Raw genomic sequence first — 16778 nt, 5'->3', positions numbered from 1 at the left:
GACCGTCATCACCAAGGCTGTCCTCACTCTGGAGAGGCAACGCTGAAAACGCTCACTGGTCGTGCCCGGGCCCGGGTGGAGCGTGATCCGGCCGGCATGCGGGGCATGCGCGGCCAGAGCGGTGTGGGTGAACGCTGCGTCATCCCCTGCATCGACGACGACAGCCAAGCAGGGTGTGCCGGGTGTGGTCATGCGAGGCGGCTGAAAGCCCAGCGCAACAGGTCGCGGTCCGGGCGAGGGCGGCCGGTCCGTTCCAGGGCGGTGCGCATGTGGGCGGTGAGTTGGGCCCAGGCGCGGAAGTTGCCGTGGGCGGCCTGCTCATCGGCGAAGGAAATGTCGGCCGGGTCGCAGTCTTCCCAGACCGGGTGGAAGAGCGGGATGACGTCGAGGACCTCTTCGGGGGTGAGGCGGGTGAACTGCTGCCAGATGAAGATCCGGGAGGACAGCATCGGCTCTCGGCGCAGCACTGTATGGGCGCCTGCGCCGCCGACGAAGACGATGGCGATCTGGGTGGTGGGCTCGTCCCACAGGTAGCGGAAGTACTCGAACGCCTCCCCGTTGAGCCACTGGGCCTCATCCACGAGGAACGTGCGGGGCCGCTCGGTCAGGGCGGTCTTCAGCAGGCGGTCGAACTCACTGGGATGGCGGGGCGGCTCACCAGGCAGGCGCAGCGTCTCGAAGAGCTCGTAGCGGACCGCGCGAGCGGTCGGCCGGGCACGGAAAGTGACCCGGCAGACTTCCTCACCGCAGGTGTCCTCCAGCTCGTGCAGGCACGTGTTAACCGCGAGGGTCTTACCGAAGCCCGCATTGCCGTGGATGCACATCATCGCCCGCGCAGCGACCGTGTCGGCGATGTTCTCCCTTGCGGTGAGCAGCGCCCGGGTGGTCACGATCGACGCGTCCGGGAGATCGACGTACTGGTAGGTGGGGGCGGTCACCGCGGTCCTCCCTCGGTGGCACCGGAATCAGTGCCAGGGCCAGTACCGGGGCTGGCCGTATCCGTTGGACGGGCGTGGCGGGTGCGTGCGGCGAGGCCGGGCGGCGTGCGCCACTCGGCTGGCGGAGCGGACGGCGGAATCAGGTCCGGCAACGCAAGCCTCGACAGGTCCACCCAGTCAGCCGCCGCGAGCTCCTCGCCGGCCTCCACCGCAGACACAGCACCGAGCCGCTCCGGCTTCCCTGGCCGAGTAACCGCCGCGTAGCGCTCACGCTGCGCCGCTGTGAGGTCTTTGCTCAGCCGCCGGCTGCGCGCAGCGCGTGCTGTACGGACCGCGGTGATCTGCTCCGGGCTTGCCTCGTCCGCGATGGTCGCGGGGCCCAGGTAGCGGCCGCTCATGGCGTCGAAGACCTCGATGCGGTGCTCGTGGTGCGGCATGAACCGCACCCTGACCCCCGTCCCCGCCAGGCCGCTCATCCACGGCCCCACATAGTCCCGCCGGCGGAACCGCACACCACGGGTAGAGATCACCCGGACGCGGCCGTCGTCCTCCAGCGTGAACGTCCACAGCTCCTCCGGGCTGACCTCCCGGACCGGAGTCGGATCGGCCTCCCATGCCTGCAGCGGAGACTTTCCTTTCAGCGGCTCCGGATGATGGGAAGTGTTCCACCACTCCACCCAGTCCAGCAGGCGGGCAGTGAAGTCCTCAAACCCGAGCAGCGCCTCGTCCTTCGGCCGTACCCGGCGCCTGCCCGGGCGCGGCTGACGCACATTCCCCGGCAGTGCCGCCAGGAACATCGACTCCACCGCCCGGTTCAAGCCCTCCACCGTGCCCTTCAGGTGCGGGGTGTAAGCGGGCAGGTCCTCTACCTGAACCACCAGAGCCCCGAACGCAGCCGCGACCGTCTTCGACAGGAAGTCCCTGCCCCGGTCCACACGCACTTTCTCCGGGAGCCCGCCCTGCGGCCCGAAAGGCTCCCCGCGCAACACCGCGGCGCGCAGCGCGGCCAGCACTGACTCCCGCGACGGATACCCGGGCGTGAGAGCCACACCCATGATCGTGTTCGTGGCACAGTCCACGAACCAGGTGATCCAGGGCCTCAGCGCGGTGCCCTCGACGTCGACCAGCACTGGGGCCTGGACGTGGTCGGTCTCCCACACCTGATTCCGCCAGCCCCGCGGCCGGGCCAGAAACACATCATGCTTACGGGCCTCGCCCTCACCGCCGGCAAGCCCCGCCCGCTCCCCCGCAGTCAGATCCCGCCGGATCGCACGATGCAGCGTCGGAATCGACGGAGGCAGTTCACCCTCGCCCCGGGCCGCGCGCGCCGTCAGCTCACGATGGACCGCGGCAACGTTGCCCCTCCACAACCCCAGCAGAGCCCGGACCTCCGCAGTGACGGTGAACCTCCCGTAGTACCGGGTCCGCTCCCCCGGCGCCCGGGCCGCGGTCTCGTCCTGCTCGGCGGCGGCCAGCCACCGCCACACCGCACGCTCCCGCACACCCAACGTCTCAGCCATCGCCCTCACGTCCTGGGTAGCGAGCTTCCCCTCCCGACGCAAGACCAACAACCGACGCACCGCAGGCCCCCGCAACGCCCGCACCGACACCGCCGGCAACCTCCCGCCCGAACCATCCGAGACCGGGAGCTGTACTTCCTCATCCACCCGCCCATCACACCGAACCCAACCAGCCGATGGATCAGAACTCACGAAACTGAGACAGCGTCACACCTAGCGCGATAAAGGCTCAGGACAGCGATCCCACACCGATCTCTCACGTCCATGACAGTGACACGAGACCCCGAAACAGACCCCGACCAGCAACAACACCCCAGGCACTCACTGTCTCTCACACCACTGTCCCCAAACCGAGAGATCGCAGCCACCGGGTCCGGCAAGACGATCACGGCCGCCGCGAGCGCGCTGGAGTGCTTCCCCGACGGCCGGACCCTGGTCACCGTCCCCACCCTGGACCTGCTCGCACAGACCGCCGAGGCATGGCGGCTGGTGGGCCACCGGACCCCGATGATCGCGGTGTGCTCGCTGGAGAACGACCCGGTCCTCGACCAGCTCGGGGTCCGCACCACCACCAACCCGATCCAGCTCGCCCTGTGGGCCGGGGCTGGGCCGGTCGTCGTGTTCGCCACGTACGCCTCGCTGGTGGACCGTGAGGACGTCGTCGCGCCGGTGGGCCAGCGGAAGGTTCGCGGGCCCCTGGAGGCTGCCCTGGCGGGTGGGGAGCGGCTGTATGGCCAGCAGATGGCGGGCTTCGACCTCGCGATCGTCGACGAAGCCCACGGCACCGCCGGCGACCTCGGACGACCCTGGGCAGCCATCCACGACAACACCCGGATCCCAGCGGACTTCCGGCTCTACCTCACCGCGACCCCACGCATCCTGGCCGCGGCACACCCGCAGAAGGGCGCCGGGGAACAGGAGGCGGAGATCGCGAGCATGACCGACGACCCGGACGGAACGTACGGGTCGTGGCTCGCCGAGCTCGGGCTGTCGGAGGCGATCGAGCGGGGGATCCTCGCCGGGTTCGAGATCGACGTCCTGGAGATCCGCGACCCCTCCCCCGTCCTCGGAGAGTCCGAGGAGGCGCAGTGGGGCCGGCGCCTGGCCCTGCTGCAGACCGCGCTCCTGGAGCACGCCGCCGCGTACAACCTGCGCACCGTCATGACCTTCCACCAGAAGGTCGAGGAAGCAGCCGCGTTCGCAGAGAAGCTGCCCGAGACGGCGGCCGAGCTCTACGTCAACGACGCCTCCGACGCCGACCTGGCGGCCGCGGGCCGACTGCCGAAGTCCTCGATTGAGGCCGAGTTCTACGAGCTGGAGGCCGGCCGCCACGTACCCCCGGACCACGTCTGGTCCGCCTGGCTGTGCGGCGACCACCTCGTCACCGAGCGCCGCGAGGCCCTGCGCCAGTTCGCCAACGGCATCAACGCCGACAACCGACGCGTACACCGCGCCTTCCTCGCCTCCGTACGCGTCCTCGGCGAAGGCGTCGACATCACCGGCGAACGCGGCGTCGAAGCCATCTGCTTCGCCGACACCCGCAGCTCCCAAGTCGAAATCGTCCAGAACATCGGCCGGGCGCTCCGGCTCAACAAGGACGGGGCCATGAAGATCGCCCGCATCATCGTGCCCGTGTTCCTGGAGCCGGGCGAAGACCCTACCGACATGGTCGCCAGCGCCAGCTACCGCCCCCTCGTAGCCGTCCTCCAGGGCCTGCGATCTCACGACGAGCGCCTGGTCGAGCAGCTCGCCTCCCGCGCCCTCACCCACGGCCAGCGCAAGGTCCACGTCCGGCGGGACGAGGACGGACGGATCGTCGCAGCCGGCGGGGAGGGCGAGGTCCAGGACGGCGCTGACGCCGCGGCTGAGTCCGCGCTGCTGCACTTCTCCAGTCCGCGAGACGCCGCCACGATCGCCGCGTTCCTGCGCACCCGGATCTACCGGCCCGAGTCCCTGGTGTGGCTGGAGGGCTACCAGGCCCTGCTTCGGTGGCGGGCGGAGAACGGCATCACTGGCGTGCAGGCCGTGCCGTACGACACCGAGACCGAGGTCGGCGTCACGAAGGACTTCCCGCTGGGACGGTGGGTGCACCAGCAGCGCAAGGCCCTGCGCGCCGGGGAGCTGGAGGAGCGGCGCAAGACGCTGCTGGACGCGCCGGAGGCCGGGATGGTCTGGGAACCGGGCGAGGAGGCGTGGGAAGCCAAGCTCGCCGTGCTCCGGTCGTACCGGCGGGCAACCGGGCATCTCGCACCGCGTCAGGACGCGATGTGGGGCGAGGACGACGAGATGGTGCCCGTCGGACAGCACATGGCTAACCTCCGCCGCAAAGGCGCGAAGAACGGCCTCGGCAAGGACCCGGACCGCGCCGCCGAGCGCGCGGCACAGCTGTCGGCGATCGACGAGGACTGGGACTGCCCGTGGCCACTGAACTGGCAGCGGCAGTATCGCGTGCTCGCGGACCTCGTCGACACCGACGGACAGCTGCCCGACATCGCCCCGGGCGTGCTGATGGACGGCGACGACATCGGACGATGGCTCCAGCAACAGAAACAGCCGACCACCTGGACGCGACTCCTGCCCGAGCAACAGGAACGGCTGACCGCACTGGGAGTACAGCGCGACCAGGCGCCCGCCCCCGCCCCCGCAGCCAGCCGCGGAGCGAAGGAGCCGAGCAAGACGCAACAGGCATTCCAACGGGGCCTGACAGCCCTCACCCAGTGGGTGGAACGGGAAGGCGCCCACCGGCCCGTCCCCCGCGCCCACCGCGAGGAGATCACCGTCGACGGCGAAGCGAAGCCGGTCATCGTGAAGCTCGGCGTATGGGTCTCCAACACCAAAACCCGACGCCACAAACTCACCACCGAACAACTCGCCTCACTCGCGAAGCTGGGCGTGGACTGGGTCGTTTCGTAATTACCGGCCGTGCAGCTTCGCGCGCTCAGTCTTCAGTTGGTCGAGGAGGTCGGCGTCGCTCTCTGGCACTGGGCGGCCAAGGCGGCGGCACACATCGCGGTGGAGCCGCAAGGCGGCGGCAGCATCAGCAGGGTCCAGGAGGGACGACAAGCGAGGATCTTCCGGTCTCACTTGGGCATCCACTAGAGCCTGTCTGACAAATGATCATCTGGGAGGTTCGCGGAGCCAGAGGATCAGAGCGGCCAGGACGATTCCGGCGCGGTAGCGGTTGGCAAGCTTGTCGAACCTGGTCGCGATCGCGCGAAACTGCTTGAGGCGTGCGAAGCATCGTTCGATCACGTTGCGGTCGCGGTAGACCTCCTCGTCGAAGGCGGGCGGACGGCCGCCTTGGCGCCCTCGGCGCCGGCGGTTGGCCGCTTGGTCGCGGCGCTCGGGGATCGTGACGGCGATGCCCCGACGCCGCAGCAGGTGCCGGATCGCCCGGCTGGAGTAGGCCTTGTCGCCCAGCACTCGGGTCGGTGTCGTGCGCGGGCGGCCGGTGTCGGCTCGCGGAACGCGGATCCCGTCGAGGAGCTGACCGAACGCGGTGGCGTCGTTGATGTTGCCGGGGGTGAGCACGATGGACAGGGGCAGGCCCCGGCCGTCGACGGCGAGGTGGACCTTGGTGGTCAGCCCGCCTCGGGACCGGCCGAGGGCCTGGCGCGCCTGCGAGCGGCCCGGATCTTCCAGTTCGTCTCCGTCCGCGGCCCCTTTTTACGTGCGCCGGCGGCGTGCTGGTGAGCCCGGTTGACCGTGGAATCGACGGCGACGGTCCACTCCACCCGGCCCACCGCGTGGTCGCGGACCTGCATGTGCTCCAAAAGCCTTGCCCACGTGCCGTCCGCCTCCCAGCGGGCAAACCGCTCGTAGACCGTCTGCCACGGCCCATACCGCTCCGGGAGATCACGCCACGGAGCCCCGGTACGCAACCGCCACAACACACCATTGACCACCTGCCGGTGATCACGCCACGGACGGCCACGCCCGTCCACCTGCGGCAACAAGGACTCCATCCGTTCCCACGCCGCGTCCGTCAACTCGCCTCGACCTGCCGCAAGATCAATTATCAGACACGCCCTAGTCAGCCACTCCCGCACAGCGGGGGAACCTCAGACCGCGGATCCCGCGGCGGGAGCGGATGGGCGGGATGCTTCGCACCAGTTCAATCCAACTTGCCGCGATCGGTCGGATTCGGTGCCGTCAAAGGCCCTCTTTTGGCGGTCTGGAGGCTGACCGGGCCAATCGCGCACCGCGACCAGTCAGGCTCGCCGCGGGCGCCCAGTTCATCGACTATCACGCGGTGAGCCGAGCCCAGATTCGAGCCCGGCTCCACTGGGCGAAGCGCCGGCGGGCGGTCTGCCAACTCGGCCCGGACACCGGCGCGGAAGCTGCCTCCACATGCGGCCCGAGGTCGCCAAGAAGACGATCGCGGCCAGGGCCTCGCGGTCACCTGTCCGACGTTAGCCTCACCTTGCGGGCGTACCACCTCCGTCGGCGGCCCCACCCGCGCGGACAGCACCCACAACTCGTCCGGCACCAACCGCTCAACCGGATCAGCCGTGCCCGGTTCAAGGAACGGTCACGCCATGCGAGCCGACGCCTTACGTGTTCCGCGGGGGGAAATCTGTCGGCGGCGCGAGGAATGCCAGCGCATGGGTATCGGCTGGTCGTCTGAGACTGGAAGTGTCATAGCCCCAGGCCGTGAGGCCATTGAGAGCTCGGGCTCGGTTGTAATAGTCGGTGCTGCCGCTGGCGAGAAGATCCTGCGCATGTGCCGCCAGGGTAGCTCCTTGCCGCGCGAGGGAGGGGTGTTCAGACAGCGGTACGGCAGCGGCGAGCGCTGCGTGGCGCAGCTCGGTGTCCGGGTCGTTCAGGAAGGGGGCCAGGGCCTCGAAGAACGCGGGCCGCATATTGCGTACCGCATCCATGGCCTGCGCCGTGCGGATGAGCGTGCGATTCCTGTCGTCACAGTCATAGAAGAGCGATCCCAGCCAGTCGATCAATTCCGCACGGAACTGGCGAGGACGCTTCTCCCTGAGGGAGGGAGCGATATGGAAAACTTGCCCTACCGATTCAATACGTGAGTCCGGGAGGATGGAAGCAACGTACATCGCCGCCGGCACCGAAGGGGGATAGACGCTTCGCTGATGACGAATCGGCTCCAGATTTTCCAAAGCTAGACACTGGGTCGTATAATTTGACTCAAGAAGCTCTTGCAGAAGACGCGGAATTTCGAGAAGAAAATCAGGCCCTGCAGCCGCATACATCTCTTGGGACGCCCAATCGGTGCGCCGCAGAATCTGATCTGCATCCTCCAGTGACGAGGAGGTGGCCCACCAGGGATCTCGGATTTCATTCGCCATGGACGAAGGTTACCCGACTGTGGTCCCGATGATCCAATCAAGTCTGTCGCCCGCAGCAGGCGCCCGCTCCGCCTGTCGGTCCGCCTTCGAACGGCGGAAAAATACCGCTCACAGGTCAATTGGCGTCTTATCCAGGCCGGCTATCAGCACTGGGGAGGCGCCGGACATCTCCGGAGCCTCCCCAGCAAGTCACGACTACTTACGCTTCCGCTTGCCCTTCAGCGGCATACAGTCGCCGTTGCTCCCTGCATAGAAGACGCAGATCTGCTGATCTTCGTAAAGAATTGCCGGTACAGCCTGTTGGCAGCCCATGGGGGTGAGACCCTGTTGAGATGATGTAGGCGATTTCGGGCATACATAATTCTTATTGATAACAAAATCGATCTTTTCCCCTACAGGTCCGTTTTCCGCCATCTCCCATGCCAACTTGACCTCGGCATGATGAGCCGTTGCGACGTATTCTTTGAAATCAGGAAAATCCTTCGAGGTTGCCAGAAAGTCGCTGATCTTCTGGGAATTTTCCGATAGTCCGCTAACGATAGGCCCCTCCCAGACTCGCTTTCCGTCCCGAAAAGCAAGGCCTGAGGTGGCGTCCCCGTGCGGGGAGGCACCTAGTTCATTCAGTGCTTGAAGGACCCAGGTGGGGCACGTCCCGTCGGTGTTGTGGACGAGGACGTCGGCTGATCCGGTACTGACGTAGTACGTGTGGAGATCGTCGACCGTCAGGTCATAAGCGGACTGGAGACCGGACCAGCGCCGGGTTTCACTGACCTCGACGGTGGTGCCGACGGGAGTACGCAGGGCGTCGCCGACACGGAGGTCGCGGGCGTCGATCCAGCGCTTCCGGTTCTCCACCCAGTAGGCGTGACCGTCGGTGGAGGTGATGGAGGAGCCGTCGGTGAGGGTGACGTCGGTGAAGCTGCGGTCGTCTGGGGTGCGGATGGTGCGGGTGACCGTGCGGGGCCCGGTCTCTCCGGTGGCCGGGTCGGTCGCGGTTACCTGGTCGCCGACTCGGATCTCTTCGATCGGCAGGGTTGTTCCGGCGGCCGTCAGGACCGGTGTGCCGGCGGGGAAACTGTGTGCCGCGTTCGAGGTGAGGCATTCGACGGCCCGCCTGGTGTTGCGCAGGCGCTTGAGGGCTTCGACGCCGTCATCGATCTTGAGGAGGAGCTTGGCCCGGCCCCAGGGCAGGGCGCTGACGCCGGCGACGATGCAGTCGACCGTGGTGGGATCCTTGATGCAGGCCTTGATGTCGTTGAGCCCTGAGAGCTCCCAGACCATGCCCCTGAGGAAGGGGTCGTCCTGCCAGACCTCGATTGTGGAGTGTTCCGGGTCTGCGGCGCAGGCCAGGATGGGGATCATGGATTCGCGGCTGGCGAAGGGGCGGCAGATCCGCTTGGGTTTCGTTTCCTGCTGTTGCTTGCGTTCTTCCTGCGCCTGGCGGAGTGCCTCGGCTGCTTCCTTCTCGACGAGTTTGAGGGTGGCTTGCCATGCCTCCTTGGCCATGACAGTGGCTTCGTCGCGGCTCTTGCCCGCGTTGAGGGCGGACTGGCGGGCCTGTTCTGCGGAGTCGTTGGCCCGCTTCGCGGACTGGCGTGCGTAGGAGGCTGACAGCTCTGCCTGATCAGCGGAGTTCTCGGCGTCGTTGGCATCCTGGTTGGCTTGGTCGGCTGCCGTGCGGGCCGTGGCTGCGGACTTCTGTGCAGCGGCGGCGCTGCCGGCGGCCCGTTCCGCGGATGTCTTGGCCTCCTTGGCCGCGGTTTGGGCCTGGCGCAGAGACTCTGCGGCCTGCTTGGCGGCGTCCTGGGCTTCGGCTGCCGCCTGGACGGCCTTGGCGGCGGCTTCGGCTGCATTCCAGCGGTTGATCTGGGCCTCGGCGACGATGATGTCGCCTTCGTTGAGGAGCCGGTCGATCTGGTCGGTGTGGTGGGTCGCCAGGTCGTCCTTGAGGCGGGCCGTGTACTGACCCGTGGTGACGAACTCGTGAAGGGCCTCGGGCGGTCCCGCGAGGGCAATCCGGGCGGCGGCCTTGGCTTCCGCGCCCCCGACGTTGGTCAGCTGGGCCGCGGCGACCCGCTCGTCGGCCGCGCGGGCGGCGTGCTGGCCGGCGTGGAGGAAGGTGGTGAGGGCTTTGGCCGTGCCATCGGCCAGGGCCTTCTGGGCGGCCTCCTTGACGTGGGTGCCGCCGGTGTTGGTGAGCCGGGCGACCTCCACCCGCATCTCGGTGTATCCGGCGGTGAACTGGCCTTCGTTACGGAACGTCTCGATCTGTTCGGGGGTGCCCTTCAAAGCCTCCGACGCGGCGGTGCGCACGGAGGGATAGGGGCTTTGGGTGGAGAGGTCGACGACACGCTGGCGGGCATCGTTGCGGCCGGCTTCCTTCCAACGGGTGCGCAGGTAGTCCAGTACGTCCTGGTCGGTGCCGGACAGGGCGCGCGCCGCGGCTTCCTGGTGCCACGGACCCAGAAGTTTCATGGCCTGCATGGCCAGCTGACGTCCCTTGGCGGCCGTGGCCTGGACGTCGACGTCAGGCCGGGAGGCTTCGGCGGCCAGGGTGGTCGCGGTGTCGTCGAGGGACAGGGCCTGGACTTGCAGGGAGGCGGATGCCGAGATCCGGGCTTCGTTCGCCGCCTTGGCACTTGTGGCGCGCTCGATGGCTCCTTGGGTGCGGGTCTCAAGGTCGCCGGCTTCGATCTCGCGGGCGAGGGCGGCCACCTCCTTGGCCTTGGTTACGGCGGCGGCTGCCGTTTCGGCCGCGGTTTTGGCTGCTTCCGCGTTCTTTTTAGCCTGATCCGCGTAACCGGCGGCTTCTCCGGCGTGTTTGGCGGCGTCTTCCGCGTAGTCAGCGGCCTTGTTTGCATGCGCGGCTGCCGAGTTCGCGGCGTCGCGGGCACCGTAGGCGGCGGCGGCCGCCCGGCGGGCGAAACCGGCCGAGCGGTCGGCCGCGGCGTTGGCAGCGTTGGCGTGGCGGCGGGCTTCGGCGGCGGCCTGGCGTGCTTCCGCAGAGTGGGCGCCGGCCGCATCGGCGTAGTCGTTGGCTTGCTCGGCGGCGTCCGCTGCGGCCAGAGCGTTCGCCGAGGCCCCCTTGGCGGCGTCCGCGGCTACGCCTGCTGCTGCGGAGGCACGGCCGGCGCTCTCAGCGGCTGCCGCGGACTGGGTGGCCAACAGAGCGGCCGCGCGGGCGCCGGCGGCTGCGTTTTTGGCGCCCTCCGCCTTGGTGGCGTCACCAGCCGCGGCCACGGCCGCGTTGTAGGCCGCATTGGCCGCATTGGCTGCGCCAGCGGCGGCGGATGCGGTCTGGGCGGCCGCCAGGGCCGCCCTGCGGGCGGCGCGGTTGGCCGCGTTGGCGGAACCAATGGCTTCCTGCGAGGCCTGAGCCGCGGCGCGTGCGGCCTCTGCGGCCTGGGCCGCCTTGACCGCGGCCTTGTTGGCGTCGTTCTTCGCCGCCTGTGTCTCGGCGGCGGCCTTCGTGGCGGCTTCCTTGGCCAGGCCCGCTGCCTGCACGGCCTTCTTGGAGGCCTCTTCAGCCAGCTTGGTGGCGTCCTCGGCCTGCTTGCCGGCTGCCTGGGCCTGCGCGGTGAGCTCCGCGACGGTGGCGTGTTCCTGGTCGCGGTTGCGGGCGGTGAACTGCCCGACCTCCAGGAACTCCACGATGTCCTCGGGAGTGCCCTGCAGCGCCGCCTGGGCCGCGGCCTGGACGTTCGGGCCACCGGTGCTGGTCATTCGGGCCACTTCGACCCGGTTGTCGGTCTGTTGGGCGGTGTACCGGTCCTTCGCCAGGAACTGCTCGCGGTCGCTGTAGGTGCCCTTGAGCGCGGCCTCGCCGGCCTGCCGGACCCGGGGGCCGCCCAGCTGGACCAGGCGCGCGATCTCGACCCTGTGGTCGGTGTCCAGCGGTTCGACGTAGCCGCTGAGGAGAAACTCCTGCAGTTCGGCGGGCGTCTTCTGCAGGGCGGCGACCGCGGCTTCGCGTACGCGTGGTCCGCCGGTCATCGCCAGCCGTGCGGTCTCCACACGGTTGTCGGTGTTCTGGATCCCCTCGGCTTCGTCGAGGAACCTGCGGATCGCGTCGTCCCCGCCGAGCAGCGCCTGCTCGGCGGCCTCTTTGAGGCCTCGGCCTCCGGTCTGCCAGTAGCCGACCACGTAGGGCCGGGCTTCCTGCGCCGTGAGGGCGGGAATCTCCGCGGCGGCGGCCGGGGCTGTTCCCACGAGACCCGCCAAAAGGCCCGTTGCCAGCAAAGTACGCAATGCACGGCGGCGGGCCGAGAATCTTTTCAATGCTCCCGAATCGAATGTCCGGGAAGGTATTCGTCGCCTCACAGGACGACCCCCCTCAAGATCGTGATGATGGCCACAGGAATTCATGGACGCCGACGAAAAGGCCCGCATTGCATGGGGGCTTTGATGCCCGGAGCCAGGTCGCTGTCCGGGTTTTCGCGGCAGGCCGCAGCCTGGAGCCTGGTGATCCTACCGGGCTCCTGCCGACGCCAGGACGGCCAGGTCACGTGATAGGCGCGCCGGGGATCAGGCATAGAAGGCGGGGCGTGCGGGACTGCCCTGAGGGCGCCTCACCTGACAGCCTTTCAGGTCGGACTGGAGACCTTCGCCGCGTTACCGGCTTGACCGCTGAGAGGTAGATCACAACACCCGCAAAGGTAGGTGCGGCTGGTTTGTGGTTCACTTTGCTTCGATCTGACGGGGGCTCCGTTGTCATGCCCTCATACTTGTTTAGGAGGTCTGTCATGGTGATATCGCGTGCCAGAAAAACTCTCATCACCACTCTTACCGCTGCTTTCGCGGCTACTGCGGCAGTTCTCACGATCGCCCACGCCGCACCGACGCTACCGGCCATGCCCGGCGTCCAGTCCGCTGTGGCTGCCCCAGCCGCCGGCGAAATGCCCTACGCGATCGAGGACTTCAGCTACCCGAACGCGGCCAAGATCAAGGAAGAGACCCAGCAGAAGCTCACGCTGAAGCGAGGCGACGGCAACCTCGTCTACATCCCCTGCAACGGGACCGAGGACATCAAGGTCGAAAGCACAGAGGGTCAGGCCTACTACTGCTTCGACGTCAAGGCCAAACCCGCCTACGTCGAACTGGAACTGCCCTCCGCCTACGGCATCTGGACCAAGGCCGACCCCGTGCATGTCACCATCGAAGCCGACGGCAAGAGCACCTCCCTCGATGCGCCCGCCAACCGGTTCACCGGGTACGGCGAAGCCGGCATGGAGGCGAAGATCTCCACCCTCATCGAACTCCGCGTAGCCGGCTAGTTCACGCCACCCCTCAACCTTGTCTCGCCCGCCGCGCCACCGTGCGGCGCAGCTGTGTACCTGAGCTCCGTTCAGCCCACCAATGCGTCGTTCGCAAGCGTTGAACCTTCGGCCGGGGCCGGCCGAGCCCGGCGAAGGGGCACATTCATGCACATGGGGCGGTCCGGTACACGGGGCCCAGGGGTGCCCAGGGTGCTCATGTCAGTGTCCCCACCCACGCCGATCCACCGCCCCGCCCGCAATCTCTTCGGCGCGTACACGTCGCCTCGTCCTGTTGTTAAGGAAGCACCACATGTCTGCACTCCGTCCGCGCACCGCGCGGATGACGGGTCTGCTCGTGACCGCCGCGGTCACCACGAGTCTGACCTCTGCCACGCCCGCCCTCGCTGTGGCCGGGCCGGAAGCCGCCGCCGGCAAACACGCGTACACCGTGAGGCTGACGCTCGGGGAGGAGGCGAACAGCCGCGCTTGCAGCGGGACGCTCGTCGACGCTTCCTGGGTCCTGACCGCCGCGAGTTGCTTCGCCGCCACGCCGGGTGCCTCCGTCCCGGCCGGTGAGCCGTCGCTGAAGGCCGTGGCGACCCTCAGTGACGGCAAGGCCCTCGCTGTCTCCGACGTGTTCCCGCACCCCGACCGGGACCTGATCCTGGCCCGGCTCGTCGCTCCCGCCTCCGGGATAGCCACCGCCGCCCGCGCGGCGGCCGCGCCCGCTGCCGGTTCCGACGTCACCGCAGCCGGATTCGGGCGCACCAAGACCGAATGGGTGCCCGGCAAACTGCACACCGGCACCTTCACGGTCAACACGAGCGACGCCACCACCCTTGCACTCACCAGCAAGGGCACCGACGCCATCTGCAAGGGCGACACGGGTGGCCCCCTGCTGAACGCGGCCGGTCAGATCATCGGTGTGAACAGCCGGTCCTGGCAGGGAGGCTGCCTCGGCACCGACCCGGCCGAGACCCGTACCGGCGCCATCGCGGCGCGCGCGGACGGACTCGACAGCTGGATCGCCTCCGCCAGGCAGCGACCCGTCGTGTTCAAATCCGGGGCGACACTGCAGTCCGGTGAGACGCTGCTCGGCGAGAGCGGCCGTCTGACCATGCAGACTGACGGAAACCTGGTCTTCTACCACATCACCGGCGGTGAGGGCAAGGGTGCCGCACTGTGGGCCTCCCACACCGGCGGCAACCCGGGCGCGTACGCCAAGATGCAGGCCGACGGCAACCTCGTCGTCTACAAGAAGGGCGCCAACGAGGCCGACGGGGCCAGCGCCCTGTGGTCTTCCCGCACCTACGGCAACACCGGTGCACGCCTGGACGTGCAGGCGGACGGCAACCTGGTGATCTACACGAAGGACGGCGGCTCCAGCCAGGGCGGGGCCCTGTGGTCCACCGGCACCGCCGGGCGCGGACCCAAGCTCGCTTCGGGTGACAAGCTGATGCCCGGCGCGTGGATGAGCAACGACACGTTCGTCGTCATCATGGACATCCAGGGCAACGTCCTGGTCCGTGAGCGGGCCACCGGCCGCGAGCTATGGGGCAAGTACACCTGGAACTGGGACGCTTACCTGCAGATGCAGGCCGACGGCAACCTCGTCCTGTACAAGAAGGGCACCACCACCGGCGCTCTGTGGGCCACCGGCACCTACGGCGGCAACGGCTCCTACGCCACCCTGGAGAACAACGGCAGCCTCGCCGTGCGGTGGCAGGACGGCGGACTGCGCTGGGGCAGCAGCAGCCTTCGCGGCGTCCAGTCCAACCGGTGCATGGACTTCAACGGAACCGACATCGCGATCTACGACTGCTGGGGCGGCCCGAACCAGCAGTGGGACTACACCGCCGCCAAAGAAATGCGGATCGACGGCAACCTCTGCCTGACCGCCGAGGCCGGCGCCCCGCAGTCCTCCCGGCTCAAGGCCCTGGCCTGTGACGGCCGAGGCGAACAGAAGTGGAACTACAACGGGACCACCCTCACCAGCGCCGTCAAGCCCGAGCAGTGCGCCAACGTCTTCAGCGAAGCCGTCACCAACGGCTCCCCGGTCGGCCTGTGGGCCTGCGGCACCGGCGCGAACGCCAAGTGGAACCGCCCCTGACCACCGCCCCACGCTCGGAGTAGTGCGTACGAGCGACCTCCGTACCTGAGCGAAACCGCCCCCACGGGACCTGGCTTGCCAGCTGCCGCGGGGGCGGTGGCATGGCGGGGCCCATTCCCTCGGGTTCCATCCAGGTGACGCAGAGGATGCCATCCTGCGCGGGAAAGTCCCCGTCGGGGGGTTTCTTGACGTTGCGTGTCGCATCAGCGCCCCGAAGGGACAAAGGAACAAGGGCGGCATCTCCGATGTCGTACTGGCGCAAGGGAACACGCATGGCAGGGCTGGCCGCCGGCGGGGCTCTCCTGCGGCTCGCCTTGCGACGGCCCGCGCCACCCCGCCCGGCCACCGGTTCACCCTCGATGGCGTCTCCTACACCCGCGGCCAGAACGCGGCCGGCGCCGCAGCCCGTGACGCGAAAGGCACGCTCGTCCACCTCGACCGCGTCGAGCACCGCGCCTTCTGGGCCTGGGCGGCCGTCGAGTTCCTGCGCCACACCGGCACCCGCGTGGAAGAGATGCTGGAGATCAGCCACCACGCGATGATCCAGTACCGGCTGCCCACCACCGGGGAGATCGTCCCCCTCCTGCAGATCGCCCCCTCCAAGACCGACGTCGAGCGCGTTCTACTCGTCAGCCCCGAGCCCGCCGACGTCCTGGCCACGAGCATCCGCCGAGTCCGCGACCCCAAGACCGGCCTGATCCCCCTGGTCACCCGCTACGACGCCGAAGAGCGCCAGTGGAACCTGCCCGCGCCCCTGCTCTTCCAGTACGACCGGGGCGCCGAGCCTCCACACTCAACTCGCAGACCATCCGCGAGGTCCTCAAAGAGACCGTCGCCTTCATGCGCCTCACCGACGCGACCGGCCGTCCCTTGCACTTCACCCCGCAGGACTTCCGCCGCATGTTCATCACCGACGCCATCCGCACCGGCCTGCCGCCCCACATCGCGCAGGTCATCGCAGGCCACGCCAACATCAACACCACCATGGGCTACAACGCGACCTACCCCACCGAGACCATCGAAGCCACCGCGCCCTCATCACCCGCCGCCGCACCCTGCGACCCGCCGAGGAGTACCGCACCCCCACCCACGCCGAATGGGAGGACTTCCTCGGCCACTTCGAACGCCGCACGTTTTCCGTCGGCACCTGCGCGCGCGCCTACGGCACCGCCTGCATCCACGAGCACGCCTGCGTCCGCTGCTCTCTCCTGCGCCCCGACCCGGCGCAGCGTGGTCGGCTCGTGGAGATCCGCGACAATCTGCGCGATCGGATCACCGAAGCCGAGCGCGAAGGCTGGCTCGGTGAGATCGAAGGACTTCGCATCAGCCTCGCCGGAGCCGAATCCAAGATCAACCAGATCGACTCCTCCGCGTCCGGAGGGCCGGTGCTGCTGGGGCTGCCCACGCCGCGCCCCGCCCAGAAGGAATGATCAGGCATCCGGCGGAAAGGGGCCAGGGAGCACAACACTGCAGGTCGAGGTGGTGCGCAGCCATGCCCACACCGTTCTCGTCCATGACGAAGATGCCCTCGGTGTTGCCGTCGACTTCCTGTCCTGGAGCCACTGCTTCGACAGGTTGTGCAGATTCTGGTGCTGACGGTCTTTCCTGACGCGGCGCGCACGGGCGTATGCGTACGGGTG

At 68.4% G+C, this 16778-nt stretch carries 8 protein-coding genes and 3 pseudogenes; 5 read left to right on the top strand and 6 right to left on the bottom strand.

Annotated features, from left to right (window positions below; genetic code table 11):
- Positions 1–188 precede the first annotated feature (188 nt).
- Positions 189–938 carry an AAA family ATPase gene (locus ACZ6ZT_RS32590; protein WP_469723882.1) on the bottom strand — a complete coding sequence of 250 codons (750 nt, stop codon included), beginning with the start codon at positions 936–938 and terminating at the stop codon, positions 189–191.
- Positions 935–2518, bottom strand: coding sequence for a transposase (locus tag ACZ6ZT_RS32585; protein ID WP_469723887.1), 1584 nt, complete (start codon positions 2516–2518; stop codon positions 935–937). Before ACZ6ZT_RS32585 ends, ACZ6ZT_RS32590 begins: the two co-directional genes overlap by 4 nt.
- Positions 2519–2722: 204 nt before the next feature.
- Between ACZ6ZT_RS32585 and ACZ6ZT_RS32580 the strand changes: the two genes are divergently transcribed.
- Positions 2723–5371, top strand: a complete 2649-nt coding sequence (locus ACZ6ZT_RS32580) for a helicase associated domain-containing protein (protein ID WP_469723881.1) — start codon at positions 2723–2725, stop codon at positions 5369–5371.
- 182 nt (positions 5372–5553) lie between these two features.
- Here ACZ6ZT_RS32580 and ACZ6ZT_RS32575 read toward each other — a convergent pair.
- The 4 genes and pseudogenes from ACZ6ZT_RS32575 to ACZ6ZT_RS32560 form a co-directional block, all read right to left on the bottom strand.
- Positions 5554–6423: pseudogene (locus ACZ6ZT_RS32575) on the bottom strand (IS5 family transposase).
- A gap of 94 nt (positions 6424–6517) precedes the next feature.
- Positions 6518–6950: pseudogene (locus ACZ6ZT_RS32570) on the bottom strand (transposase); the annotation flags it as partial.
- Positions 6951–7011: 61 nt separating this feature from the next.
- Positions 7012–7773, bottom strand: coding sequence for a hypothetical protein (locus ACZ6ZT_RS32565; protein ID WP_469723880.1), 762 nt, complete (start codon positions 7771–7773; stop codon positions 7012–7014).
- A 195-nt stretch (positions 7774–7968) separates the two neighbouring features.
- Complete coding sequence (locus ACZ6ZT_RS32560) at positions 7969–11982, bottom strand: polymorphic toxin-type HINT domain-containing protein (RefSeq protein WP_469723879.1); 4014 nt, start codon at positions 11980–11982, stop codon at positions 7969–7971.
- Positions 11983–12644: 662 nt separating this feature from the next.
- Here ACZ6ZT_RS32560 and ACZ6ZT_RS32555 point away from each other — a divergent pair.
- From ACZ6ZT_RS32555 to ACZ6ZT_RS32540, 4 genes and pseudogenes are all read left to right on the top strand, one after another.
- On the top strand, positions 12645–13046 hold the full coding sequence (locus ACZ6ZT_RS32555) for a hypothetical protein (RefSeq protein ID WP_469723877.1): 402 nt from the start codon (positions 12645–12647) through the stop codon (positions 13044–13046).
- A gap of 292 nt (positions 13047–13338) precedes the next feature.
- The gene (locus ACZ6ZT_RS32550) at positions 13339–15138 is read left to right on the top strand and encodes a trypsin-like serine protease (protein ID WP_469723876.1); all 1800 of its coding nucleotides are present in this window, start codon (positions 13339–13341) and stop codon (positions 15136–15138) included.
- Between the two features lie 735 nt (positions 15139–15873).
- A pseudogene (locus ACZ6ZT_RS32545) lies at positions 15874–16083 on the top strand (site-specific integrase); the annotation flags it as partial.
- A 296-nt stretch (positions 16084–16379) separates the two neighbouring features.
- On the top strand, positions 16380–16568 hold the full coding sequence (locus ACZ6ZT_RS32540; protein ID WP_469723888.1) for a hypothetical protein: 189 nt from the start codon (positions 16380–16382) through the stop codon (positions 16566–16568).
- Positions 16569–16778 lie beyond the last annotated feature (210 nt).

The sequence above is a fragment of the Streptomyces sp. NPDC102258 genome (assembly GCF_055584685.1).
The sequence above is the reverse complement of the archived record's forward strand: the minus strand, read 5'-3'. Positions and strand labels throughout refer to the sequence as shown.